This window comes from Mesorhizobium sp. B2-4-18 (genome assembly GCF_006441385.1).
Taxonomy (GTDB): Bacteria; Pseudomonadota; Alphaproteobacteria; order Rhizobiales; family Rhizobiaceae; genus Mesorhizobium; species Mesorhizobium australicum.
This window is the reverse complement of sequence record NZ_VFUW01000012.1, coordinates 1-25,127: the sequence shown is the minus strand read 5'-3', so window position 1 is coordinate 25,127 and position 25,127 is coordinate 1. Positions and strand designations below refer to the sequence as shown.

Here is a 25,127-nt window from a genome sequence, read left to right as displayed (position 1 = left end):
CTTGACTCCTGTCGGTGGCTGACAGGAAAGGGGTCTCGATGTGACCGCTTCGCTCGCGTGATAACAAGCACGACAGTAAAGTGCGGCAGACAGGAAAAATGCCAAGATAGATGGCACATTCCGCCAAGAGAAGATGGAAGTTACGATTTTTGTACGCTGCGATGATTTCTGTTTTCATCGCAGTGGTGGGTGGATTTGTATTATACAATAATATGCATAAGCCCGAAGATGAGGCGAAAAGTACAAAGATATGGCATTCACTAACCTGGAGAGTCCAGCTCTATACGCGTAAGGTGTTTGGGGGAGTTCCGGACTTGTCCTGGTCGGAGCTTCTTCAGATGACGAACCCTTCGAGCGGGTTCGTTTTGACCACGACGGTGACGGAAGGGCGCTCCCTGGATGCCGCCGTCAGCAATCCTTTTGTCAGTGCGGAGGATCGCGCCAGCGGCGCCGATATATTTCGCAGGAACTGCGCGGCCTGCCACGATGGATCGGGGACACACGCTCCGCTTCTCGACCGGCCACTCAGACACGGCGACAGCGACCTGGCCATCTACAAGGTCGTGCGCGACGGTATTCCCGCAACCTCCATGGCGTCCCACGCCGATCTGCCGTTCGACGACCGTTGGAAGGTCGTAAGCTATATCAGATCGCTCCAAGCCAGGACTTCGGCCACGAGCGACGACAACGCGCCCCATCTTGATATCCGCGTGAAGGGCGACGATCTGATTGCTCCGAATTCGGGCCAATGGTTGACCTATTCGGGTTCGCTGGACGGTCGGCGCTATTCGCCGCTCTCCGAAATCACAAAGGACAATGTGCCCCGGCTTCGTGTCCGCTGGATCAGCCAGCTCGACACCGATGACCGTGTTCTAGAGGCGACGCCGCTTGTCATCGGCGGAGCGCTCTTCACCAGCGTGCCTCCTGCCGGCATCATTGCCTTCGACACCATATCGGGCAAGGTGATCTGGAAGTACGACAGGCCTTTGCCCGATAATCTGCCGATGTGCTGCGGCAGGGTAAACAGAGGCGTTGCCGTTCTCGGCAGCACGCTCTTCCTGGGCACTTTGGACGGCGTCCTCGTCGCGGTGGATGCCAACACCGGCAAGGAGGTGTGGGAAACCCAGGTAGCCAAGCCCTCCGAAGGTTTCACGATGACCGGGGCGCCTCTGGCCACAAGCAATGCCGTCGTGGTCGGCGTTGCCGGCGGCGAGTTCGGCATTCGCGGATTTCTGGCGGCCTACGATCCCGCGAGCGGCAAGCAGCTGTGGAAATTCAACACCATCCCCGGTCCTGGCGAACCGGGGCACGAGACGTGGAAGAACGACGCCTGGCAAACCGGCGGCGGCCCGACATGGGTGACGGGTAGCTACGATCCGTCGCTCGATCTCGTGTACTGGGGCGTGGGCAACCCGGGCCCGGACTATAATGGCGACGTACGCCCCGGCGACAACCTGTACACCAATAGCGCGGTCGCGCTGCATGCGGACACCGGCAAGCTCGCATGGCACTTCCAGTTCACGCCCCATGACGAACACGACTGGGACTCCAACCAGACGCCTATCCTTACCGATCTCACCATCAACGGCGTCAAACGCAAGGTGATTTGCTGGGCAAACAGGAACGGATTCTACTATGTGCTCGACAGGGTCACCGGGGAATTCCTGACCGGCGTGAACTTCGTGGAGCAGAATTGGGCCGATGGCCTGGATCACGCGGGGCGGCCGGTCCTGTCGGCGGGCGCTTCGACCCAGGGGCGCCTCATACGGCCGGGCGGCGGAGGAACGAACTGGCAAAATCCGGCCTTCGACCAAGGCCGAGGGCTGGTCTTCGTGCCGACGACCGAAGGGGCATCGATTTTTACGAAAACCGATCCGGACAATGTCCAACGAGGGGAGGGGGGGCTGTTTGTCGCAAGCGGGGCCGCGTGGGTTTCTCCGCCGGTGCGGGCCGTGCGTGCGCTCGATGCTGCGACTGGCGAGAGGAAATGGGAATTCCGCTCCCCCACGGCAAAGGACTCAGGTTACGGCGGCCTACTGGCGACCGCCGGCGGGCTGGTTTTCGGCGCCTCCGGAGGGGTGCTGTTCGCGCTCGACTCCGCCTCCGGCCAGGAGCTTTGGCGCGTGCCGCTTGGCGGAGAGACGAGAGCCGCTCCGATCTCGTTCACCGTGGACGGCCGGCAGGCCATCGCGATCGAGGCCGGCCGCGCGCTGTTCGTCTTCGGACCGTAGGACTCGAGCTCCAAAAACACGGTTTCGGCGGTCCCTGAGACAACATCCGAAAGGATTAGGCGCGCACCAACCGAATGACCTATTCGGCGGCAGGGCCTCGTCCAACAGGGCATTCCGACCGCCTATTGGCGTTCTCGCCCAGCTCTTTGAGCCTCGGTAGGCTCTGCACCATCACTATCTGCTTGAGGAAGATGCGCGATGAAAGTCATGGTAACCGGCCATCAAGGCTATATCGGGTCGGTGATGGTGCCGATGCTGCTTCGTGCCGGGCATTCGGTGACGGGGTATGACAGCGATCTCTACCGGCGCTGCACCTTTGCCGCTGGGGGCGAGCGAGCTTCAATTCCATCCGTCCAAAAGGACGTCAGGGACGTGCATGCGCGCGACCTCGAAGGGTTCGATGCCGTTATCCACCTTGCGGCCCTTTCCAATGATCCGCTGTCCGACCTTGATCCGGACATCACTTATGAAATCAACCATCAGGGGAGCGTCCGCTTTGCCAAGGCAGCCAAGGACGCCGGCGTGTCGCGCTTCCTGTTCGCCTCGTCGTGCAGCAATTACGGACAGGCGGGCGACGGGATGGTCGATGAAACTGGCGAACTGAATCCGGTAACGCCCTATGGTTGGTCCAAGGTCCTTTCAGAACGGGATATTTCCGAACTGGCCAGCAACAGCTTTTCTCCCACCTATTTCCGCCCCGCCACGGCCTATGGGCTCTCGCCGCGGCTCCGTTTCGACATCGTGTTGAACAATCTGGTCGCGTGGGCGGTCACCAAAGGCGTCATCCTCCTGAAGTCCGATGGAACACCGTGGCGGCCGATTGTCCATATCGAGGACATTTCCAGGGCATTCATTGCCGGGCTGGAGGCGCCCCGCGAGGCCATTCACGATCAAGCCTTCAATGTGGGACGAACCGACCACAATTACAGGATCCGGGACATTGCCGAGATCGTCGCCGAGATCGTGCCCGATTGCCGGCTTGAACTCGCGCCCGACGCCGGACCCGACAAACGCTCCTATCGGGTCAACTTCGACAAGATCGCGCTTGCCCTGCCTGCCTTCAGGCCACAATGGGATGCGCGCAAGGGTGCCGAGCAGCTCTACCAGGCATACCGGAAGTCGAATGTCACGCTGGAGGAATTCGAGGGGCCCCGCTTCCAGCGTATCGGCCATATCAGGCATTTGTTGACCAGCGGACTTCTGGACGAGCGGATGCGGGTCGCGGGAGTATCCAAGCCATTGGAGGAGGCGCTCGGATAAGCTGGATGGAACACCTGAACCCCGCCGGGATCGGCCAGCCGCCGGCAACCGGAGTCGGTCAAGAAATTTATGCCCTGGCCGAACGTCTGTTTCCTATCTGCCGGAGCATCACCGGAAACGGCGTGCGAGCAACGCTGGATGTCCTTTCGGAGCATATCGAGCTGCAACGGCACGAAGTGCCCACCGGGACGCAGCTGTTCGACTGGACCGTTCCAAAGGAATGGAACATACGCTCTGCAACCATCACAGGCCCGGACGGACAGACGGTCCTCGATTTTGCGGATTCCAACCTGCACGTCGTCAACTACAGCTTGCCGTTCAAGGGCATCCTGCCGCTCGCCGAGCTGAGGCCGCACATTCATACTCTGCCCGAACAGCCGCAGCTGATCCCCTACCGCACCAGCTATTACGCCCCGACCTGGGGCTTCTGCGCAGCCCATGTGCGTGTGGCCGACCTGCCCGACGGTTTCTACCGTGTGGAGATCGACGCCGAGCTCGAGGACGGCACTCTCACATACGGCGAATACCTGCACCGCGGGCAGAGCGAGCGGGAATTCCTCCTCTCGGCGCACATTTGCCATCCCTCGCTTGCCAACGACAACTGTTCGGGCTTGGCGCTGCTGGCAATGCTGGCGAGAAGTCTCAAGGCAAGGAAGACACGATACAGCTACCGCTTCCTATTCGCTCCCGGCACGATCGGCGCGCTCGCGTGGTTGTCGCGCAACGAGGACCGTACATGTCTCATCGACCACGGTCTCGTGCTGTCATGCGTTGGTGATTCAGGAGACCCGGCATACAAGCGCAGCCGCCGCGGCGACGCCTTTATTGACCGAGCCATGTCCCACGTGCTGGAGCGTCGAGCCGGGGCAAAGCTGATGGATTTCTCCCCCTACGGTTATGACGAAAGGCAATATTGTTCGCCGGGGTTCAATCTTCCGGTCGGCATGTTCCAGCGAAGCGTCCACGGCACATTTCCCGAATACCACACCTCGGCCGACAATCTTGACTTCATCAGGCCAGAGCATCTCGAGGATTCCTTCCGCATCTTGATGGAGGTGATCGACATTGTCGAAGAGGACTGGACGCCGTTGAACCGCTCGCCCAAGGGCGAGCCGCAGCTCGGCAAGCGCGGCCTTTATGCAGCCGTGGGAGGGCAGAAGTCGTCGGGGGCGACGTCGATGTCCCTGCTTTGGGTGCTGAACCTCGCCGACGGGCAGCATTCGCTCCTGGCCATGGCGGAGCGCTCGAACCTGCCCTTCAAGGAACTGGCCGCCGCTGCCAAACTGCTGTTGGAACATGAGCTCCTGGTAGCCTTATGAGGCCGTTGCGGTTCGCCGTCTAATAAGGGGCCAGCTTTTGTCCCTTTCCGACATGGCCGTCGGCATCAAGGGCCATCCGATGGACAAGGTGGGGTCATTGTAATGAACGCCGGTCGAAGCGTTGGGCGTATAGAACTGTGATATGAGATACGAGACCTCGGTGCCGTCGGTTAGGGTCTGGAGGCCGTGGGCGAACCCGGCAGGGATATAGAGCTGCTTCATGTTTTCGGAAGTCAGCTCGAAACCAAGCCACTTGTAGCGTGTCTGCGAATTCGGACGCAGGTCCACGACGACGTCAAAAATCGCGCCGCGGACACAGGAGACCAGCTTGACCTCTGCGTAAGGCTCCTCCTGGTAGTGCAGCCCCCTGAGAGTTCCCTTTTTGATCGAATGAGCCCGGCTGTGCTGGACAAAGCGCGTCGCCAGACCACAATCGGCCATCTCCTTCTCACAGAAAAGGCGGGTGAAAGAACCACGGTCGTCAAGCATGGGAGTAGGCTCGATCACCCAGACCCCTTGAAGCTCCGTTTCGGTGAACTGCATGCCTTGACTCCCCGGCGCCGAGCGAGACTGCCGCATCAATTGTCAGCGTCGCCAGCCCACGCTGTAAGGGCTACCTAAGCCTTAGCTGGCCTCTCCGATAGCGGTATGTGCGGATGAAAGCTGACTACCCGTTCGGCGAGCCTGGCGTCGGGATCACCGCCGCCGGCTCGCTATAAGGATTAACGCGCCCGACGGATTGGCAAATCGAAGCGGAGAGGGCCGGATCCTAACCTGCCGTCATGTGCCTACTCAGGCGCGGCAGGCATGGGTTCTGCGGAGCGGACCCGCGGGTTAGGTAGAAGACAGGAGCGGGGAAATGAACATTCAGCCTATCGAAACCGTTCGCGGTCACAATGCGGCAAGCCGGAATGTCGGTTGCAGGCTCTGCGGGTCGCGCCTGCGCCACACATTGGTCGATCTAGGCATGTCTCCACCTTGCGAAAGCTTCCTGCAGGCCGAGCAGCTTGACCAAATGGAAGCTTACTATCCTCTCAACGTGCTTGTCTGCGACACCTGCTACCTGGTGCAGCTCAAGGAGTATCTGAGCCCCGAGACCATTTTCAGCGAGTATGCCTATTTCTCTTCGTTCTCCTCCAGCTGGGTGGCTCATTCGAAAGTGTATTGCGAGGCCATCACCAGACGGCTTGGGCTTGGCCGTGACAGTCTTGCGGTCGAGCTCGCAAGCAACGATGGTTACCTGCTGCAGCACTTTCTGCCACTGGGCGTTCCTGTACTGGGCGTCGAACCGGCAGCCAATGTTGCGCGCGCCGCGATCGAGAAAGGTGTGACCACCCGGGTCGACTTCTTCGGGGTTCGGTTGGCAAATCAGATGATGAGCGAAGGACATTGCGCCGACCTCATCATTGGCAACAACGTCCTGGCGCAGGTGCCGGACCTCAATGACTTCGTCGCCGGGATGAAAATCCTGCTCAAACCTCAGGGGGTGGTCACGCTCGAGTTTCCACATATCGAGCGGCTGATGGCGGAGAATCAGTTCGATACCATTTATCATGAGCACTTTTCATATTTCTCGCTGCTGACGATCGAACTGATGGCGGCGCGCCACGGATTGCGGCTGATCGACGTCGAGGAGTTGCCCACCCACGGCGGCTCGCTGCGTGTCTATCTCGCCCATGAGGGCAGTCGCTGGGGCGTGGATGACAGCGTGGGCAAACTTCTCGCCCGAGAAAAACGCCACGGGCTGACGGAGATGATTACCTATGCCTCCTTCGGTCACAAAGCGCAGCGTGCCAAGCGCGACCTCTTGGCGTTCCTTATCTCGGTCAAAAACGAAGGGAAGAAGATTTGTGGCTACGGCGCTCCAGGTAAGGGCAACACGCTGCTCAACTACTGCGCCATCGGCACCGACTTCCTCGACTTCACGGTCGACCGTAATCCTTACAAGCATGGTCGCTTCACACCGGGGATGCATATCCCGATCAAATCCGTCGAGGCCATCGACGAAGTCCGGCCAGATTACATCCTCATCCTTCCGTGGAACCTGAAGGACGAGATCATCGAACAGATGCGCCATGTCGCCTCCTGGGGTGCAAGGTTTGTGGTCCCAATTCCTTTTGTGGCGGTGATCGATCCATCGGAGTTAGGCAGATGAAAGTTGTCCTCTTCTGCGGCGGTCGCGGAACCCGGATCCGCGACTATTCCGACAGTATACCCAAGCCGATGATCCCGCTTGGCCACCAGCCGATCCTGCGCCACGTGATGCAGTGGTACAGCGATTATGGACATGATGAATTCGTCTTGTGCCTGGGCTACAAAGCCAATGTAATCAAGGATTTCTTCCTCAACACACGGCCGCAGACCTTTTCCGATTGCGTGGTCACGCAGGGAGGTCAAGACGTGAAACTGCTCGGAGACCAGGTCAAGGACTGGAGCATTACCCTGCTTGATACCGGGGTCTGGCGCAATATCGGCGAACGCCTCTGGGCGGCAAGGGACCAGGTTAAGAACGAGAAGATGTTCCTGGCCAACTACTCCGATGGTCTGACCAACGTCGATCTCGACGACGTGGTGGCGAAATTCGAAGCCAGCGGCAAGATCGGTTGTTTTCTCGCAGTGCGCGCACCACTGACATACCATTTGGCCGATATCGCGGAAGATGGTCGCGTGCGTGAGTTCCGCACAACCGATACCTCGGAGATCTGGATCAACGGCGGCTACTTCCTGTTCCGCCCGCAAATCTTCGACTATATGCGCGATGGCGAGGAGCTCGTTCTGGAACCTTTCAGACGACTGATCGACGACAACATGCTCATGGCGTACAAACATGATGGCTTCTGGCGATCGATGGATACGCTACGCGATTGGCAATCGCTCGAAGACATGGTCGAACGGGGCGACATGCCCTGGAATAGAAAAGTTACCGCCGAGAAAACCAGGCGCGGTCTGGTGATGGCCGCTTCATGAGAGGGCTTGGCCTCGCACGTGGCGGGGAGGAACTCTCGATCCTCTGCCTTGGCGCCCATTCCGATGACATCGAGATCGGCGCCGGCGGCACTATCCTTGGTTTGATCGCGTCGGGGGTGAAACTGGACGTCCACTGGTGTGTGCTGAGCGCCGGCGGCCAGCGGTCGGTCGAGGCCCGCGCTTCGGCCGAAGCGTTCCTGAAAGGATCGAAGTCGTCCGTAATCGACATCGCGGATTTCGAAGACAGCTATTTCCCGGCCCATAGCCGGGCGATAAAGCAGCGGTTGATAGATCTAAGATCTCGCGTCCATCCCGACCTGGTGCTGACCCATGCGAGGTTCGATGCCCATCAAGACCATCGGGAGGTCAATCAACTGACCTGGAATGTCTTTCGCGATCATCTTGTGGTCGAATACGAGATTCCCAAATGGGATGGCGATCTTTGCCAGCCAAATGCCTACGTGCCGCTCTCTGCCGCAGTGCTGGAACGCAAGATCGAGCTCCTGCAACAGCACTTCGGCACGCAGCGCTCCAAGGACTGGTTCGACCGCGACACATTCGCGGGGCTGGCGCGATTGCGCGGGATGGAGTGCAGGGCCCCGGAACATTTCGCCGAGGCGTTTACACTCAGAAAAGCCAGACTTCTTTAGCGGATTTCCGTCCCGATTTGCTTGAGGGCTTGTCTGAGCCGAGGGGGCGCATGGTTCCTGGGGAAGACTTCGGGTCGGGCTTTGCCTTCAGGAGCCATCCTCGACGTGGTTGGCGATCTTCGCACGACACTTTTGGCGCACCACGCTGCCAGATCGGGGTTACCGGCTCATAAAGTGGGTACGAGCCCGCGGGTTTCTGATTGTCGTTTGGTCTCACTGCTCGCTGGCCGAGGGTTCTGTGAGACGGCCGATATCTGGGCCTGTGCATCGCCATTGTTGAAGCGACGAAACACGATCTGCGAGGGGCGGCCGACCAAAAATTGGCTTGCTCCCGAATCCAGGGCCTTCGCGTACACGCCCAGAGCACCATCGACGGCGTCTATGGTTTTCATGACCGACGCGTCGTCGTGCGTGTAGCTGACGACGAGAGATGGCATGAGGACACCACGCTTGATCGTCTCCTGCAGGAACAGGGAACGGTATGTCTGTGACGGCTTGCCGTCCTGGTCAAGCGTGGCGTAGGCGAGACAGCTGGGGCGGCCGACAACTTTGAAGTGCCGATCCAATCCATGGCGTCTGCAAACCTCCGTGATACCTTCCTTCAATTTCGTTCCCTGACGGTGCAGGTGTTCGATGACGGACTGGTCCTGATAAACCCGCATGGTCGCGATGGCCGCGGCAAGCGCGTGGGTTTCCGCACCATGCGTGGTCGACAGCAGAAAGACACGGGGGCGATCCGTATGCTCGAGCCCACCCAGCCGCATATATTCGCGTTTGCCTGCCAGGGCGGAGACCGAAAAACCATTGCCAAGAGCCTTGCCGAATGTCGAGAAGTCCGGTTCGATGCCATAGAGCCTTTGTGCTCCCGCTGCATGCCACCTGAACCCGGTGATCATTTCGTCGAGAATGAACAGCGCGCCATTTTCCCGGCAAAGACGCTGGACATTATGCAGGAAGCCGTCGGCCGGATCGTCGCCACGGGATGGTTCCAGGATCACAGCGGCTACCTTACCCGGGTGCCTGTCGAACAAATCCTTGACACTAGCGATGTCGTTGTACCGGAAAGTGAGGGTCAGGTTTTGAACCGCTTCTGGAATTCCCGCATTCATCGGTGTGGTGCCGATGAACCAATCGTCTGTCGAAAAGAAAGGGTGGTCGGCGCAGCACGCGACGAGATCGCGACCCGTGTAGGCGCGGGCAAGGCGGACGGCGCCTGACGTCGCGTCCGATCCGTCCTTGCAGAATTTTACCATCTGCGCGCCGACGAGTTCAAGGAAGGTTTCGGCGCAGTCAACTTCGATCCTTGCGGGGCGCGTGAAGTTGGCTCCGCCTGCAAGCGCCGCCTCCACCGCCCTGAGCACCGTTGGGTACGCATGCCCCAGCCCGACGGAACGGTTGCCCATGCCGTATTCGATGTATTGGTTTCCATCGACATCCCAGACGTGGCACCCCAGACCACGTTCGATAAAGCCCGGCGCGAGAACGGGATACTGATCCTCGCCTTTCGCGTAGGTGTGGCTGCCGCCCGGGATCAGCTCGCGGCCACGTTCTTGAAGGCGTCCCGATTTGCGAAAACAGAGGCTTTGCTCAGGCATGCGGACTGCTCCAGTTCGACAGAAAGTCTAGATGTCTGAGCCTGGATTTTCGCGTTCTCCATAAGGTCACCGCTTTAGCACTTATGGTGGATGGTTGGCCCGATTGTGCGGTCTTGTGCGGCAAACGCGCAACTGACAAGCAGCATCAAGGCGCAAGCGAATGAATTCGCGCAGCGTTGCCTGCGGCCGGGAGCAGCTAATCCAGCGTAGGTTGCTTGAACCAGGCTCAACACTGGGACCCTGGGCGAACAGCCGGCATGTCCGAAATGCTGATGAGCATTTGCGCCGCGGCTGCCGCGAACTACGACCCCTGACCCGCGGACGACCCGGAAATTCCAGGCGATCCTGCCAAATAGCAGTCCCCTGCGTGATCACGCCATTCACGAAAAAGAATCTTATGGTAAACAGCTAGCAGCGGTCGATTCCCCCGGGATGTAGCCGCTCAGAATGAAGCCCGCCCGGGTCGCTACCGTGGCGGGCTTTTCGTTGACGGCGACGCGCTTGGTGCGTTCGCTACAACAAGACCGCGATCGTACATTGAGGGAGGCGGCGTGTGATTGCGATCACCGTTCAGCCGCAGTTCCTTCCGCGAAGAGATCATTGACCTTGTATGCGACTTCCGTGCGGTTGGTCGCCTTGAGCTTCTTCATGATGTTGCGGATGTGTACCTTCACCGTGCTTTCGCGCAGGTTCAGTTCAAAGGCGATGATCTTGTTGGCCTTGCCGCGTCGGAGCGCCTGCGCGACCTCAGCCTGCCTGAGCGTGAACATGCCGGTCAAAGGCGCATCACGGCTGCCTGAATCTATCAGGTGCCGCATAGACAGAACGCTACTTGCCGGAACGAAGATGCCTCCCGCTGCCGCAAGATTGATTGCCTCGACACAGACATCGATCCCTACAGAGGTTGGAATGTAGCCACGCGCGCCACATTCGAGAGCCGTCAGTATCTGTGCGAGGTCTTCGGTGTCCGCCAAAATCACTACGGGCACTGACTTGAATTCGCTCGAAATTCGCCTGATCTGGTCCGCGATACCCTGGTCGGTGACTTTCCGGCCACCTAGGTTGAAGAGAATGGCTGCAAGGGTCATCCCCTCTTTGGCGCGCCATTCGGCAATCGATCCCATGGCCTCGACGGCCATGCCGAGATCGTGGTCTTCCAGCGCCGATGCGAGACATTCGCGGTCGAGCGCCCTGCCGTCCAGGATGAGCAGACATTCCCTGCCTGCTCGCTGCACCATTCCCGCTCCGCTTGACGGGATTTCTGCCTGATCTGCCGAAGTATATTTATGCAGTCCTACTGTGGAGCCCATACACTTACCCACCCTTTTTCCACGCGATCCGCCCTGCGGCGGCCAATTAGCCCCTCACTCTTCAGTTCCTCCAGAAATTTAAAAATCGGCGCCCACCATTTGGGAGCTTCAGCTGGAATTTGCCCAGCTTTGCACCCACTGCTGTTCCCTGTTCCCAATCCCAACCAGAACAACCTAAGCTTATGGGCTATTTATGAGCCAGCGCTAACTTAGATTAACATTTGGTTAAATTTTTGGATGTGCGAAAAACACTAACGGCTAGCCCCGCCGCGGACGCTACCGTTTTAGGTAAACATGCGAGCTGGCCCGTCGATGGATGTTGTGGAGCGTCTGAATACCGCAGGACATCGCAACGCTGCGAAGGTGAACCCATCCGAAGACAGCTGGCCCGGCGGTCCTCATCCCATAGGCGTAGCCGAGGACTACCCCTCCGGCAGTCAAAAGCCACGTATCACCAAAGCATCGGTTGACTGCATAGGCGCCGCCACTGTCATCTAAGCGCCTGCTTCGCGCAACGCTCAGCCAAAGGACCGCGTAGGGCAGCTCCATGGCGCTCCTTGGACGCTGTGGCAAATGCCAGCTCGTTTGGTCGGGAAGGGGAAGGCAAATCCGCCAGCATCCCTAGCGGACATGAGGTCCGAAGCAGCACACGGTGTCGCCGCACTTACACCGACAGCTACGCCATGTATAGCTCGGGCTCAGGCGGTCCCCTGGGGATCATTCTCGGTCAGCCAAGATGCGTCCAGAACAGGTCCGGCATTCTGGACATCGGCTTCGAAGGCGTCGATCAACCTTTTGGCGGCTTTGCTGGCGATATGACTCTCAGGGTAGGTGGCCTTCACGGCCCGTGCACACTCGTAAACCTCCTTGAGTTTCCTAACCTGCTTGAGCCCTAACGCGCGATATACTCCATGGCTGGTCATATCGCCTCTCCTCCCTGTAGTGGAATTCTCCGCTGCCCGGCCTACTACGCGCCTGCATTGACAGAGAGTTTCCTGGCTGAAAGCAAAAAACTGCGTGCGACTGTAGTAAGGTCGTCGGCTTCCCGGGTCGAGGCGTTCTTTAGGGGGCCCGCCGGAACCAGGGCTTAGCCATTCGCGGGAGGGTACGACCCGCTTCGCGCCTCCGTCGCAGACCTGTTTGTTGTCGAATTGTGCTCAGGTGCATGTTTTGGCGCGACGTTGATGGGGACATTCGATCACTCAACGCCAAGCGCTTTTGAGCGCACGCCACCACCTTGATTATCAAGGCCACGGAAGGGATGTGGGGACGAGCATTGGCGCGCTCTACCATCGCCGGTGGAAGGCTACCCCCTCTGACTCACTTGCTCAGGACATCCAGCTGTCGAAAGATTAGCGATCGGACAGCTCGCTGTATCGGCGTCACAGGGCCAAACCAAGCGGGAACTCGTCGGCATGCAGGTGTCTCTGCCGGGACTGCTAATATGCGCGGCTATTTTGGTCACGTCCTACTATTCAAGGGGAATGCTGATCATCGGCTTGATCGCTTCCCAGGCTTTCGGCGCGACGGCCGTCATGACACTGACCTTTCTGGGCGGGTCATCTCCATTGATCTATACCATGTTCGCGGCCTTGCTTGTCACGACCGTCGCTGCAAGACGCCGCATATGGCTTGATCTTGGACTCGTGTTCGGAAGCATCCGGACGGTCTGGATCCTGACAAGCCTCATACTGTACGCAGTCATCGGATCATGGTTGTGTCCGAGATTCTTTGCGGGACAGACCGCCGTATTCGTGCAGTCCAAGACCCGCGGCATAGTCATAGAAGATTCCTTGGCGCCGGTTTCCAGCAACATCTCTCAGACCGGCTATTTCGTCCTTGGTGGACTCGCCGCTATAGTTTGCGCCCTGCTGCTGCACTCCGACCGGATCGACCAGGTCCGGCGCGGCTTCTTCTTGTGGTGCGGCCTCCACACGGGGATGGGAGTCTTCGATTTCATCAGCAAGACGGCGGGCGCGGGAGACCTGCTGGGCCCGATCAGAACCGCCAACTACGCGATCATATCGAACGCGACGGAGGCCGGATTCGTGCGGATCACCGGACCTTTTTCGGAGGCCTCTTCATTCGCCAGCATTTCCCTCGCCTGCCTGGCATTCTGCTACAGCTACTCCTGGCATTCTGCTACAGCTACTGGAGAAAGACGAAATCACCGCTGGCCAAATGGCTGGCTGCCATCCTGCTCTTCCTGTCCATTCTGTCGACTTCATCGACCGCCTATGTCGGGCTGATACTGCTATGCATCCCGGTTGCTTTGTCGATGCTGGGCTCGATCCTGAGGGGAAAGGTCGAGGGCGAAGAGATCCTGATAATGGCTCTCTTGGTGTTGGGCGGGACAGCCATGTTGGGCATAAGTCTTTACAAGGCCGAGGCGTTTGACCCGTTCGTCAGGCTGATCAACAGCACCATCATCAACAAAGCCGATTCCGCCTCGGGCCATGAACGCACCTATTGGAATGTAAAGAGCCTGAAGTCGTTTCTCGATCCCAGCGGCCTGGGTGTGGGGTTCGGCAGCTCAAGAGCATCGAGTTGGCCGATCGCTGTCCTTTCCCAGTTGGGCTTGTTCGGGTCGCTGATGATGGGTGTCCTGCTGTGTGTCCTGGCTAGGGGGCTGGGGGCGGTTCGGCAATGGGTGGCCCCAGAAACAGACGCCGTCGTGGTCAGCGTCAGGAATGCTGCCCTTGCAAGCATAATTGCCATGTCGGTATCGGGCGGCAGCGCTGATCCAGGCATTCTCTTTTTCATTGCACTTGCAGTCGTTTGCGCCACGAGAGTCAGTGCTCGGCGCGGCATTGCGGCATTCGAGCGATCTAGCCCGGCGTCCGGCGACGGTGCGGCCAAAGTCGTGTACTCCGGTTCCGCCGAGTTGGTTTTGCGACGGCAAAGGTTGCTGGCAATGTGTCAGGGCCCGGTCATGTTCAAAATGGACGGGGATATTGACTAACCGGCGAGCCTGGGCTCGATCGCCCTTGGCTGGGGCGCCGGTCGCCTGGCAAGAAGAGGAGGGTTGCCGCCAAAAGCTGGTCGCAGCCTGCAGGCTGTGCCGAACAAGTGCAACACGCTGGCGCCACACGCCTGCCTGATCTGACCTGCGCATCCGACGGTTACATCGTTGCGGGGCAACTCATCCGTGCGAAGCTGATGCCGGTTTTGGGGATTTTCAGAAGACTTTTATATTGCAATCAATATTTGCTTCCATCACGGGCCTACGGCTTTCGTCGGATACGACTACCGAAAGCTTGCTTTGCAGCTCGCCCTGAACTTCGTCCTGTGCCATGGCGACCAGCATTCTGACTGCGTCTACCCGGGCCTCAAGCGCACCGACGTAATGGGTGCCCTCGGTGTCGGGAAAATGGGATTTGCCGTCCCGGACATCGAAAAAAAACAGTGGCATTTTGCATCCGCGCTTAACAACAAACCGCTCGTCAAAGCGGGGTTTTGCTCTTGCTCACGGCTGCTTAGGGCATTCGCCCACAAGATTCTAGCAACCGCAGATGGTCAACCGGAGACGGTTGTGGAGAACTCAAATCCGGTTGATCACAAAATATTAAAAAGGTTCGATTGGCCGACAAAACCGTCTCCCGAGACTTCGCCTTCTGCACCGTCGGGAAAGCGACAGCCATCGCCTTTTCAAAAGCAGTGTCGGCCCGCTAAGGCCGCAGCAGGCGTCGAGCCTGAGCAGGCTCAACCAAACTGATAGATAGGCCTGAGGAACGGTTCCGGTAAGCTACCGCCTCGACAAGCGCGTTCGTGTCGTTTTCATCGTGCGGAGTTTCCTTTCGTGCCTCTGAATTTCATTGCCGAAGCCCGGCCCAACACCTTCGCGTTTGAAACCTCTGCGCTGATCAAGGCATGCGGCTTCAGGGAATATGACGCGCGCTGGTGGTTTGGCCAGGTCGCGCCCGAACTCAACCTGATCGGCGTCCAGGCGTTGGGTATGGGGCTCGGCACGATGATCCGCCGTCTCGGGGTTGGGCCAGACATCGTCACCGGGCATGATTTCCGTTCCTATTCGCTCGGCATCAAGCTGGCGTTGGTTTCCGGGCTGATGGCGACCGGCGCACGGGTGAAGGATATCGGTCTGGCCCTGTCGCCGATGGCCTATTTCGCGCAGTTCGCGCTCGATACGCCGTCGGTGGCCATGGTGACGGCCTCGCACAACGAAAATGGCTGGACCGGCGTCAAGATGGGAGCGGCGCGGCCGCTGACCTTCGGCCCCGAGGAGATGAGCGCGCTGAAGGCGATCGTGCTGGCCGCCGATTTCGACCTTGTTGGCGGCGGCTCTTATGATTTCGTTTCCGACTTTCGAGAGACCTATCTCAACGATCTGACCCGAGACAAGCGCATCACACGTAAGCTCAAAGTGGTTGCCGCCTGCGGCAATGGCACTGCTGGTGCCTTCGCACCTGAGGCGCTGGAACGCATTGGCTGCGAAGTGATCCCGCTCGATGTCGAGCTTGATCATACGTTTCCAAACTACAATCCCAATCCGGAAGACATGCAGATGCTGCATGCCATCCGAGACAAGGTGCTGAAGACCGGGGCCGATGTCGGGTTGGGATTCGATGGCGACGGCGACCGCTGCGGTGTCGTCGACAATGAAGGCAAGGAGATCTTCGCCGACAAGGTCGGCGTCATGCTTGCGCGGGATATTTCGCGGCTCCATCCGGGTTCGACCTTCGTTGTCGACGTCAAGTCGACCGGACTGTTCAACACCGACACGGTGCTGCGCGCCAATGGCGCCGTTACCGACTATTGGAAGACCGGCCATTCCTACATCAAGCGCCGGGTTGCCGAACTCGGCGCGGTCGCCGGCTTCGAAAAATCAGGCCACTTCTTCTTCAACCCCCCAATCGGGCGCGGCTATGACGACGGACTGGTCACGGCAATCGCCATCTGTCAGATGCTGGACCGTAACCCCGCCAGTTCGATGGCCGATCTCTACGGGGCACTGCCACTGACCTTCGGCACGCCCACAATGTCCCCGCACTGCGCGGACGATGTGAAATATGGCGTGGTCGAGCGAGTGGTCTCCGATTTTCAGGCGATGAAGCGTGACGGCTCCAGTTTTGCCGGCCAGAAGATCGTGGATCTCATCACCGTCAATGGCGTGCGCGTCGTTGCCGAGGACGGTACCTGGGGTCTGGTGCGCGCCTCGTCGAACAAGCCGGAACTGGTCGTGGTCGTCGAAAGTCCGGTCTCGTCCGAGCGTCGCCGCCAGATGTTCGATGCCGTCGACGCCGTGTTGCGCCGCAGTCCGGAAGTCGGCGCCTATAACCAAACTTTTTGAGCGGGCCAAGCGGCGAGAATGGCGGCTTGGTGCAACTGATTATTGCAAAGTGGGACGACGGGCTCTTGCATCCTCAGGCTCCAGGGCAGGCTCTGCCGGGGTTCGCAGCGTCAAAGCTGTGCCGTAATGGGCCACCCGCAAATGGTCCCTCAATTGCATCTCCCATCCAGCGTCAGGGGTGAACCTTTGGCGAGCGCTGGGATAACCATCATGATTGCAAACACACCGCGGCTCGGCTGCAACAGGTGCAAACTTGCTCTTGTCGGCGATGAGACACGACCATCGAATGTCCTGAGATGCCCTGGGTGTGGGGCTTCAGACACGTGCGAGAATGTGATGCTGGAGATTGACGAAAGGCGAGCCGAGGCACTTTCGCGCGCCCTTTGCCGGCCAGAAATGCGGGGTGTAAGAACGGGTCGGCCAAAAGTGTACCGTTTCGCGCTTCTGTTTGGGACAGGGCGGCTCGTGCGAGCCGACGTCAAAGACGGGCAGTAGCATCGCGCCGGCGGGCGGCCCTTGCCATGCCGACAGCAAACGCCAAGATTAGGTGCTTCTGTTGACGTGATCGCGAGCCGTAATGGCAAGCTGTACTCCACGACTGTCAATTGTCTGCCATGCACCTTCCTCAGGCGAACGATTAGCGGGCAGTATGCAAGCTGTATGTAGCCATCTGTACAGAGCAAGGAAGGTAACGGCCCGCACTGCGGTCCATGGCAGCTGCCGGAAGTAGGCGCGACTTCAGAATTCGTCGGAGGCTCTTTAGTCCGTAAGACCTACTTGAATATTTGCCAGACTATGATGCATCCTGAGGCCAGAAATGGTCCTTGGCCCGGTCACCTCAGTACACAGCTAGTGGCACTCTGACTACGGTCCTCGAAACGGAGCTCAACAATGACGCCCAAGCGCTTCACCCGCCCGGTTCAGGTAATTGTGGGACTTGGCTTTGCGCATGAGGTGTCATCTGTCATGGATGCCTATCAGCTTCTCGACGAATGGGTCGGGTTCCGCAGCCCAACACATGCGGCCACACTTGCGCTTTTCCGGTCTGCCCTTGCAGACGACGAAGATGCGGAAACGGCTCGCCTTGCCTTTGAGGCATTTGCTCGATCTCAGGGAATTCTCGCCGCGGAGGAAATCGAGTCCTCTGGTGGAGCTGCAGAAGAGTGGATGACAGCCTATGACAGACGGTCAGAAGTCGTGGTTGATGGCTAGTGCACGGTGGCCAACAGTGACTTCGGTTTTGGGAAGGCGACACGCATAAGATCTACGTAAAGCGCGTCGCCTGAAATCCGTCTCGACGCGAAGCGCTTCAGGCGATGACCGCAGCGGTCACCCCGGTGGCTTGCAGCTCTGGACGGGTCCGCATGAGGCCACCTCAGCGGGCGCGCGCCACGAGCCTGACGGTTTGTTGACAAAATCGGCAAAGCTCAACCAGATATGGGCTCGGCGAGTTCGTCGGCCGCTTCACTGACGCCGCAGGCAGCCGCCCGCTCGAGCCAGACCCGGCCGGCCGCGGGGTCGCACTCCCCGGCCAGGCCATTGACGAGGTAACGCCCAAGCATGAGCTGGGCTTGGCCATGACCACGTCCGGCAGCGGCGGCGAACCATTTCTGCGCCGCCTTGTGGTCAACCGGCAGGGCCTGGCCAGCACCGTACAGCGCACCTAGCGCAAACATCGCCCCAGCGTGGCCGTCGAGAGCGGCCTGCTTGAACAACTGCGTTGCGACCTCTGGCTCGCGGGCGCCACCGCGCCCGTTGAGCAGCATCTCGGCAAGCGCGACCTGTGCGTCGAGGACGCCGGCTTTGCCCGCCCGAGCAAACCAGAGGCGGGCCTGCCTTGGATCCGTCGCCACGCCGCGGCCATCCTGGAGGAGGCGGGCATACATATATTGCGCCTCCGCGACACCTTCGGCGGCCCGCCTCAGCCACTGCGCCGCTTGTGCCTCGTCCTGGCGCACGCCAACGCCGTTGGCGAAGCAGAGCCCGAGATTGAATGCTGCAATCAGGTCGCCCGATGATGCGGCGGCCTCGAACCAACCGGCAACGCTTGCGCCGTCGTCCGGCTCGCCGGCTCCTCCGAGGACGAGATTGGCGAGGTCGATCTGTGCGTCCTGATTGCCGGCATTGGCAGAGGCGCGCAGCCAGCGTGCTCCCTCTTCGACGTCCTCAGCCACACCGTTCCCCGTCAGGTAGAGAGAGGCCAGGGCGCGGGCGGCGGCCTGGTGACCCGCTTCGGCCGCCCGCCGATACCAGTTTGCGGCTTCCGCAAAATCGGGCCGCTGGTTTTTCACATAGCGATCGCCCAGGAGATAGGCGGCCTCGCTGTTGCCGGCCAAGGCGGCACTGCGCATCCAGGCCTCGCCGGCAGCGGGATCATGGTCGACGAGGCCCCCATCAATCAGTGCCAAGCCCAGCCGGAACTGGGCGGAGGGAAGGCCCTTCTCTGCGGCGGCCTGATAGAGGCGAGCGGCGGCCGCCAGGTCGCGTGAGACGCCGAGCCCGTGCTCGGTGAGGACCGCCAGAAGATAGGTTGCGGTCGGCAGGCCGGCGTCGGCCGCGCGTCGTACCTCGGCCGCAATCCTGACCCGGTGTTCGCGATTGCCACGCCGGGCGAGCGACAGGGCAAGGCCAAGACATCCTTCGGCACAGCCGGCGGAAGCCGACTTCTCGTACCAGTGATGCGCCGCATCTGCGTTGCGCATCGGCTTGGGGCCGCTGGTGAGGAGATAGCCAAGGATCGCCTGTCCGGTTGGCGAGCCCGCCTCGGCGGCCTTGGTGGCCAGTTCGAACGCTGCCGTGAAATCCGGTTCGCCTGGGCGGTCGCGTTTGAACAATTCTTCCGATCCGGCGCCTTTACTGGCGGCTTCCGCCGGGACCAGCCCCGTCACGTAGAGTGCGGCAAGGAGCGCCTGCGCATCGGCGCTGCCGTGATTGGCTGCCCGCAGCAGCCAACGCGCGCCTTCCACACGGCTGGGCGGCACACCCGCTCCCTCGAGATAGCAACGCGCGACCCGGTATTCGGCCTCGACCATTCCCGCACGCGCGGCTACCGCCACCAGCGGAAAGGCTTCAGCTGGTTTGCCGGCGTCAAAAAGCTGGATAGACCGGCGCAACGCTGCCGCCGGGGAGACGCGTCCAGCCAGCCGATGCAGAATTGTCATCGATCCCGAACCTCTGATCGCTCCGATCCTCTATGGCTCCCGCATCGCTTCCTGGCTGACCGGGAGCATCACTGCGAGTATGTACTTGAGCACAGTACGCCGACCGACCTTGACGTCGGCGGTCACCGGCATTCCGGGGCTGACGGTGAAACCGGCAGGCACGCCGTGAAGAGCGACCTGATCGATGGAAATGCGCACGCGATAGAACGGCTCGGCGTCGGAAGGCAGCATGGCCAGCGAGCTGTTCGGATCGCGGGCTTGCTCCTGGGCAGAAAAGGAATCCGGGCTGAGCGTCCGCACGGTGCCATGCGCGAGCCCATATTGCGAATAGGGGAAAGTGTCGAACTTGATAACCACCTGGTCGCCGACATGGACGAAGCCGCTGCTGCGGCCGACGATGTTTGTCTCGATCTCGAGCGGCGCGTTAGCCGGTACGAGGGTGATCAAGCGCTCGCCGGACTGCAGGACCGAACCGACCGAGACCTTGGCCACCGATTGGACGGTGGCGTCGGCTTCACTCTTCAATTCCACCAACTGCTTGCGCAGCTTTGCCTTGTTGAGAAGTTCGCGCGCGTCGGATATCCGCGAACTCGCCTCCGACAGGCTTTGTGAGACATCGGCACGCCATCCCTGAATGTATCCGTCGCGCTCGGCGGCCACGGCCTGCTGCTGGAGCCTTGCGGCTTGGGCCGTCTGCTCGGCATTGCCAAGCGACCGGGACATTTCGGCGCGATTGTCTTCGGCCAGCAGTGTGTTGAGGCGGCTGCCCACCTGCCGTGCTTCGAGCTGCTTGCGCATCTGTTCGATCGACGCCGCCACAGTGAGCCGCTGGCGGTAGCCGTCGGCATCCGACAGCGAACGCGAGATCACGGAACCGAGTTCGTCGCGCTGGCGGTCGAAATTTTCGACCTTGGCGTCGTAGACCGCCTTGCGGCGCTCAAAGATCGATGCCTGCAGGGTCCAGCTTGGGTCCAGACCGTCATAGTTGAAGACCTTGCCGTCTGCTTCCGCCTTCAGGCGCGCCACTTCGGCTTCAAGTGTCGAAACCTGCATCGCAAGCGCCGCCAGGTCGGCTGAAGCAAAGGTCGCATCGAGGCGAGCAAGCACTTGACCGGCCTGAACGTGCTGTCCTTCACGAACGTCGATGGAACGCACGATCGCCGTCTCCAGCGGCTGCACCAGGATGTTGGGCGCGTTTGACACCACCAGCCCCCTTGCCGTCACAACCTGATCGACCGGTATTAGTCCTGCCAGGGCGATCAGCGCCATGACGAGGCTCGCAATGATCCAGACGATGCCGCGCGCCGTGCGCGGAATGGGTGCATTGGTGACGGCGCTTGACGGCCACTGGAACTCCAGTATGGCCGGGCTTGTCGGATCCCTCGTTTCCATCCGCTGCCGCCGGGCGGGGAGGGCGATGAGCGAGGTGCTACTCATGGGTTACCGGACCTGAAGCGTAGATTGTCTTGGCATCGTCAAACCAACCGCGGCGGTATGGCGACCGGACGGCCTTGGCGGCCATCGAGGTGCCGGTTTTGCTGCGACCACAGCTGGCGGTAGAGCGTGCATCGCTCGAGCAGCGTCGCGTGCGGCGCGACGTCGAGCACCTTACCCTGATCCATGACCAGGATGTTGTCGCATTCTGTCAGCGAGGACAGCCGGTGCGAAACGATGATCATGGTGCGCCCGCTGGCGATGCGCATGAGGTTGGCGCTGACCACTGCCTCGCTCTCGGGGTCGAGCGCGCTGGTCGCTTCGTCGAGGATGAGGATTGTCGGATCGTGGATGAGGGCGCGCGCGATCGCCAGCCGCTGCTTTTGACCGCCTGACAGATTGGGCGAGCCTTCCTCGATGTAGGTGTCGTAACCATTGGGCATCCGCTCGATGAATTCCTGGGCGCCGGCGAGATGCGCGGCACGCATGGCGTCGGAAAGCGTCAGCCCTGGGCGCCCGGCGATGATGTTGTCGCGGATCGAGCCGCGGAACAGAAAATTGTCCTGGAGCACCACGCCGAGCCCTTGGCGAAGATGGCGCAGGTTGATCTCTTTGAGGTCGACGCCGTCAAGCTTGAGGAAGCCGCTGTAGTCACGGTTGATCCCCTGCAGGAGGCGCGCGATGGTCGATTTCCCCGACCCGCTGCGCCCGACAATGCCGAACATGGTGCCGGCAGGGATGTGGAAGCTGACCCGGTCGAGCGCCGGCGACTTTGTAGCGATATAGCTGAAGGTCAGGTCGCTGAACGCCACCTCGCCGACGAGCTTGGGTCTCAGGCCGGTGGAATTCGAGCTGCTCTCCAGCGGCCGGTTGAGAACCGACGCTGCCTCGCCGATCGCCGCTCCGACCTCCTCATAGTCTTCAACCAGTCGCGCCAGGCCGACCAGCGGCTGCGCCACGCGCTGGGAGATCATCATGAAGGCGAACAGACTGCCGACCATATAGCCGGAGCGGTCGTTCATGGCGAGATAGGCGCCGATCAGCATGGTGCCGAGCACCATCACGCGTTCGATCGGCGTGACCAAGGTCTGCGGCCAACTGGCGAGCTGGCCGAAGGCGAGACGGGCCTTTCCCGCTTCAGCCACCCGTTCATCCCAGAGCGCCTTGCGCTGCGGCTCAAGGCCGAGCGCCTTCACCGTCTTGATGCCGACGACAGTTTCGCCGAGCGCCGCCGACTTCCAGGTCTCGGCTTCGACCACCCGTTGGTACCTGCGGCGCAGCGGCTTGAGATAGGCAAGGATGATCAGCATGATCACGACCGCGCAGGCCACCACGATCCAGGCCAGCGTGGCGTTGATATAGAACATTACAGGCACCAGCACGCACAGCGTGATCAGATCCAGGAACGTGCTAAGGAGCTTTCCGGTCAGGAATTCACGGATACGATAGACCTGGGCGAGGTGATACATCGTCTCGCCGGCCGGATGGCGCTCGAAATAGTCGAGCGGCAGGCGCAGGAGCCGGCTAAAGACGTGCAGATGCAGCTTGGTGTCGAGACGGGCGCCGACGACGTTGATGATCAGCCGCCGCGAATGGCCAAGCAGGGTCTCGTAGACGAAAACTACGGCAATCACCGCGGACAGGAGCACCAGAGTGGACAGGCTGTTGAACTGCAGCACCTTGTTGACCAATGTCATGACCATCAGCGGCGGCAAGATGGTAAGGACACTGAGCGTGAACGAGGCAATGGCGATGTCGCGCAGGGGGCGGCTTTCGAGCCGCACCAGTTCGGCCAGCCAGTGCAGGGTGAAAGGCGCGTCCGCTGCCACATGCGACCGAGTAGGGCGCAGCAGCACGGCCTCGCCCGTCCACACCTGGGACAGCCGCAGCTCGTCGACGGCGGTGACCTCGCCGTCGTCTGGCGCGTCAGCACTTTTGAGGAAGACGACGTTGCGCTCGACACTCGCGCCGGTAAGGAGACCCGCGCCGCCATCGTTGAACAACAGGACGACCGGTCCGGTGTCCTGGAAGCGCAAGAGGTGGGCCCAGCGGATGCGTATGGCGCGCGACCACATGCCGGCGTTTTGCGCCCACTCGGAGAGATCGGCGGCGCTCGGGACCGGGTTGGCCGTCCTGAATTCCGAGGGATCGAGTTCGACGCCGTGATAGCGGGCGGCCCGCAGTACGGCCTTGAGGCGCGCGCTGAGCTGGTCGAGCTCGGCGGGACCGCCGGGCGCATTCTGGCCGTCGGCCTGGTCCGCCGCAGCCTCGACCTCGGTCCCGGCGCGGATCCGGAGCGGCTGATTGTCGGCATTTACGGGAACGTTTACCACAGGCTTCTCATCCGGTACGCAGCGCCAACGATCCACAAGGCCCAAGGCCGAGGCGTTTCTGCCGAGGTTCCTGGCAATGACGCACTGTACTCCGAACTGATCGGGAGCGCGACTCTCATGGCTTTTCCTCTTTCGAGATGATGAACGCGCGGGGTGCCGATTTCCAGCGAAGCCCGCGCGTCCTTTTTCAACCTGGACCAGTTACCGTCCAGTCCGTTCGCCGCTCACTCATGTGGCTTCAAGAGATCCTTCAGGGTCGTCTTGACGGTGTGGTCGTTGCTGGCGTAGCCGGCGCCAGGCTTAGTCTGGTCGGAGGTAAGATCCGTGCTCGCCCCCGTCGGCTTGTTTTGGTTCTGACCAGATCCGCTGATCGTCTTGAGGACATTGAGCAGGTCTGTCGTCACCGATGTGGCTGCAAGCCCGATCAGGTTGCGGAACGACGCTTGGCCGCCGGGGTCACTGCCGTTGCCGGTCGAGCTCGACGGCAGGAATTGTGTCGTGTCCTTGAGCCCCAGCGTGCTGGCCGTGACGTTGGCTTTGGAACCGCCGTTTCCGTTGCCGGAGTTGCCCTGTCCCTGATGTGAGCTGTTGTCGGCATTGTTATGGTCCCCGGAATTACCCGGCGCGGGCTGTTCTCCGTTGCCGTGGCCGTTGTTGGCATGACCAGTGTCACCACCACCCGAACCGGTTCCTCCGGTCGGGCCTGTCGAACCTGTTGCCCCGGTAGAACCAGTCGCACCAGTGGACCCCGTGGCACCAGTCGAGCCTGTGGCACCGGTCGAGCCAGTCGCACCGGTAGACCCTGTGGCACCGGTTGCTCCAGTCGACCCGGTCGAGCCTGTTGCTCCAGTCGAACCAGCGGCGCCTGTATCGCCTGTGGCTCCAGTCGAACCTGTTGCACCCGTATCGCCGGTCGCACCAGTAGCACCGGTTGCTCCAGTCGACCCGCTCGAGCCAGTCGCTCCGGTTGCACCCGTTGAGCCGGTGGCACCAGTCGCCCCGGTCGAGCCTGTTGCACCAGTCGAGCCTGTTGCTCCGGTCGAGCCAGAGGCACCGGTCGAGCCCGTAGCACCCGTCGAGCCAGTCGCTCCGGTATGGCCAGTCGCGCCAGTGGAACCCGTGGCACCGGTTGAGCCGGTCGCTCCGGTTGCACCGGTATGACCTGTCGCACCCGTCGAGCCCGTAGCACCCGCCGAGCCAGTCGCTCCGGTATGGCCAGTCGCACCAGTGGAACCCGTGGCACCGGTTGAGCCAGTCGCTCCGGTATGACCTGTCGCACCAGTGGAGCCGGTTGCACCGGTAGACCCTGTGGCACCGGTTGCTCCAGTCGACCCGGTCGAGCCTGTTGCTCCGGTCGAGCCAGTCGCTCCGGTCGAACCTGTCGCTCCGGTGGCACCGGTATGACCAGTCGCGCCAGTGGAACCCGTGGCACCGGTTGAGCCGGTCGCTCCGGTTGCACCGGTATGACCTGTAGCACCGGTCGAGCCCGTAGCACCCGTCGAGCCAGTCGCTCCGGTATGGCCAGTCGCGCCAGTGGAACCCGTGGCACCGGTTGAGCC

Annotated in this window: 20 protein-coding genes; 10 read left to right on the top strand and 10 right to left on the bottom strand. The window is 60.8% G+C overall.

Annotation, left to right across the window (positions count from 1 at the left end; genetic code table 11):
• Positions 1 to 338: 338 nt before the first annotated feature.
• The 3 genes from FJ527_RS24735 to FJ527_RS24725 all read left to right on the top strand — a co-directional run bounded on the left by FJ527_RS24735 (position 339) and on the right by FJ527_RS24725 (position 4,810).
• A complete protein-coding gene (locus FJ527_RS24735) occupies positions 339 to 2,231 on the top strand; it encodes a PQQ-binding-like beta-propeller repeat protein (RefSeq protein WP_181166472.1) in 1,893 nt (630 codons plus the stop codon).
• Positions 2,232 to 2,429: 198 nt separating this feature from the next.
• Positions 2,430 to 3,491, top strand: a complete 1,062-nt coding sequence (locus FJ527_RS24730; RefSeq protein ID WP_140620164.1) for an NAD(P)-dependent oxidoreductase — start codon at positions 2,430 to 2,432, stop codon at positions 3,489 to 3,491.
• Positions 3,492 to 3,496: 5 nt separating this feature from the next.
• The gene (locus FJ527_RS24725; protein ID WP_140824264.1) at positions 3,497 to 4,810 is read left to right on the top strand and encodes a DUF4910 domain-containing protein; all 1,314 of its coding nucleotides are present in this window, start codon (positions 3,497 to 3,499) and stop codon (positions 4,808 to 4,810) included.
• On the opposite strand, the gene rfbC is transcribed toward FJ527_RS24725, so the two are convergent.
• On the bottom strand, positions 4,805 to 5,353 hold the full coding sequence (rfbC, locus tag FJ527_RS24720) for a dTDP-4-dehydrorhamnose 3,5-epimerase (RefSeq protein WP_140824263.1): 549 nt from the start codon (positions 5,351 to 5,353) through the stop codon (positions 4,805 to 4,807). The two genes, FJ527_RS24725 and rfbC, sit on opposite strands and share 6 nt — an antisense overlap.
• A gap of 316 nt (positions 5,354 to 5,669) precedes the next feature.
• Here rfbC and FJ527_RS24715 point away from each other — a divergent pair, with 316 nt between their 5' ends.
• The 3 genes from FJ527_RS24715 to FJ527_RS24705 are packed head-to-tail and all read left to right on the top strand — an operon-like array spanning position 5,670 to position 8,427.
• Positions 5,670 to 6,965, top strand: a complete 1,296-nt coding sequence (locus tag FJ527_RS24715) for a class I SAM-dependent methyltransferase (RefSeq protein WP_140824262.1) — start codon at positions 5,670 to 5,672, stop codon at positions 6,963 to 6,965.
• On the top strand, positions 6,962 to 7,777 hold the full coding sequence (locus FJ527_RS24710; RefSeq protein WP_023774755.1) for a sugar phosphate nucleotidyltransferase: 816 nt from the start codon (positions 6,962 to 6,964) through the stop codon (positions 7,775 to 7,777). Before FJ527_RS24715 ends, FJ527_RS24710 begins: the two co-directional genes overlap by 4 nt.
• On the top strand, positions 7,774 to 8,427 hold the full coding sequence (locus FJ527_RS24705) for a PIG-L deacetylase family protein (protein ID WP_140620157.1): 654 nt from the start codon (positions 7,774 to 7,776) through the stop codon (positions 8,425 to 8,427). Before FJ527_RS24710 ends, FJ527_RS24705 begins: the two co-directional genes overlap by 4 nt.
• Positions 8,428 to 8,594: 167 nt before the next feature.
• On the opposite strand, the gene FJ527_RS24700 is transcribed toward FJ527_RS24705, so the two are convergent.
• The 3 genes from FJ527_RS24700 to FJ527_RS24690 form a co-directional block, all read right to left on the bottom strand.
• A complete protein-coding gene (locus FJ527_RS24700; RefSeq protein ID WP_140824261.1) occupies positions 8,595 to 10,022 on the bottom strand; it encodes a glutamate-1-semialdehyde 2,1-aminomutase in 1,428 nt (475 codons plus the stop codon).
• A gap of 563 nt (positions 10,023 to 10,585) precedes the next feature.
• Positions 10,586 to 11,260: a response regulator transcription factor gene (locus FJ527_RS24695; protein WP_246673994.1), complete on the bottom strand. Its 675-nt coding sequence runs from the start codon at positions 11,258 to 11,260 to the stop codon at positions 10,586 to 10,588.
• 770 nt (positions 11,261 to 12,030) lie between these two features.
• Positions 12,031 to 12,255, bottom strand: a complete 225-nt coding sequence (locus tag FJ527_RS24690) for a hypothetical protein (RefSeq protein ID WP_140620151.1) — start codon at positions 12,253 to 12,255, stop codon at positions 12,031 to 12,033.
• Positions 12,256 to 12,747: 492 nt separating this feature from the next.
• On the opposite strand from FJ527_RS24690, the gene FJ527_RS29415 reads away from it, so the two are divergent.
• Positions 12,748 to 13,581 (top strand): hypothetical protein, encoded by an 834-nt coding sequence (locus tag FJ527_RS29415; RefSeq protein ID WP_181166471.1) that lies wholly within the window; start codon positions 12,748 to 12,750, stop codon positions 13,579 to 13,581.
• Positions 13,582 to 13,610: 29 nt separating this feature from the next.
• Positions 13,611 to 14,294: a hypothetical protein gene (locus FJ527_RS29410; protein ID WP_181166470.1), complete on the top strand. Its 684-nt coding sequence runs from the start codon at positions 13,611 to 13,613 to the stop codon at positions 14,292 to 14,294.
• Between the two features lie 216 nt (positions 14,295 to 14,510).
• On the opposite strand, the gene FJ527_RS24680 is transcribed toward FJ527_RS29410, so the two are convergent.
• Positions 14,511 to 14,744, bottom strand: coding sequence for a hypothetical protein (locus FJ527_RS24680; RefSeq protein ID WP_023781630.1), 234 nt, complete (start codon positions 14,742 to 14,744; stop codon positions 14,511 to 14,513).
• Positions 14,745 to 15,131: 387 nt separating this feature from the next.
• Here FJ527_RS24680 and FJ527_RS24675 point away from each other — a divergent pair, with 387 nt between their 5' ends.
• On the top strand, positions 15,132 to 16,640 hold the full coding sequence (locus FJ527_RS24675; protein WP_140824260.1) for a phosphomannomutase/phosphoglucomutase: 1,509 nt from the start codon (positions 15,132 to 15,134) through the stop codon (positions 16,638 to 16,640).
• 891 nt (positions 16,641 to 17,531) lie between these two features.
• Positions 17,532 to 17,852 carry a DUF982 domain-containing protein gene (locus FJ527_RS24670; protein ID WP_140824259.1) on the top strand — a complete coding sequence of 107 codons (321 nt, stop codon included), beginning with the start codon at positions 17,532 to 17,534 and terminating at the stop codon, positions 17,850 to 17,852.
• 215 nt (positions 17,853 to 18,067) lie between these two features.
• On the opposite strand, the gene FJ527_RS24665 is transcribed toward FJ527_RS24670, so the two are convergent.
• The 5 genes from FJ527_RS24665 to FJ527_RS24650 form a co-directional block, all read right to left on the bottom strand.
• On the bottom strand, positions 18,068 to 19,672 hold the full coding sequence (locus FJ527_RS24665) for an SEL1-like repeat protein (RefSeq protein ID WP_246677789.1): 1,605 nt from the start codon (positions 19,670 to 19,672) through the stop codon (positions 18,068 to 18,070).
• A gap of 159 nt (positions 19,673 to 19,831) precedes the next feature.
• Entirely contained in the window at positions 19,832 to 21,193 is a 1,362-nt protein-coding gene (locus FJ527_RS24660) for an HlyD family type I secretion periplasmic adaptor subunit (protein WP_246677788.1), read from the bottom strand.
• A gap of 83 nt (positions 21,194 to 21,276) precedes the next feature.
• Positions 21,277 to 23,568, bottom strand: a complete 2,292-nt coding sequence (locus FJ527_RS24655) for a peptidase domain-containing ABC transporter (protein WP_140824257.1) — start codon at positions 23,566 to 23,568, stop codon at positions 21,277 to 21,279.
• 224 nt (positions 23,569 to 23,792) lie between these two features.
• On the bottom strand, positions 23,793 to 23,972 hold the full coding sequence (locus FJ527_RS29720; protein ID WP_023796661.1) for a hypothetical protein: 180 nt from the start codon (positions 23,970 to 23,972) through the stop codon (positions 23,793 to 23,795).
• Positions 23,973 to 24,237: 265 nt separating this feature from the next.
• Positions 24,238 to 25,127: hypothetical protein (locus tag FJ527_RS24650; protein WP_246677787.1), on the bottom strand; the 890-nt coding region annotated here is incomplete at its 5' end.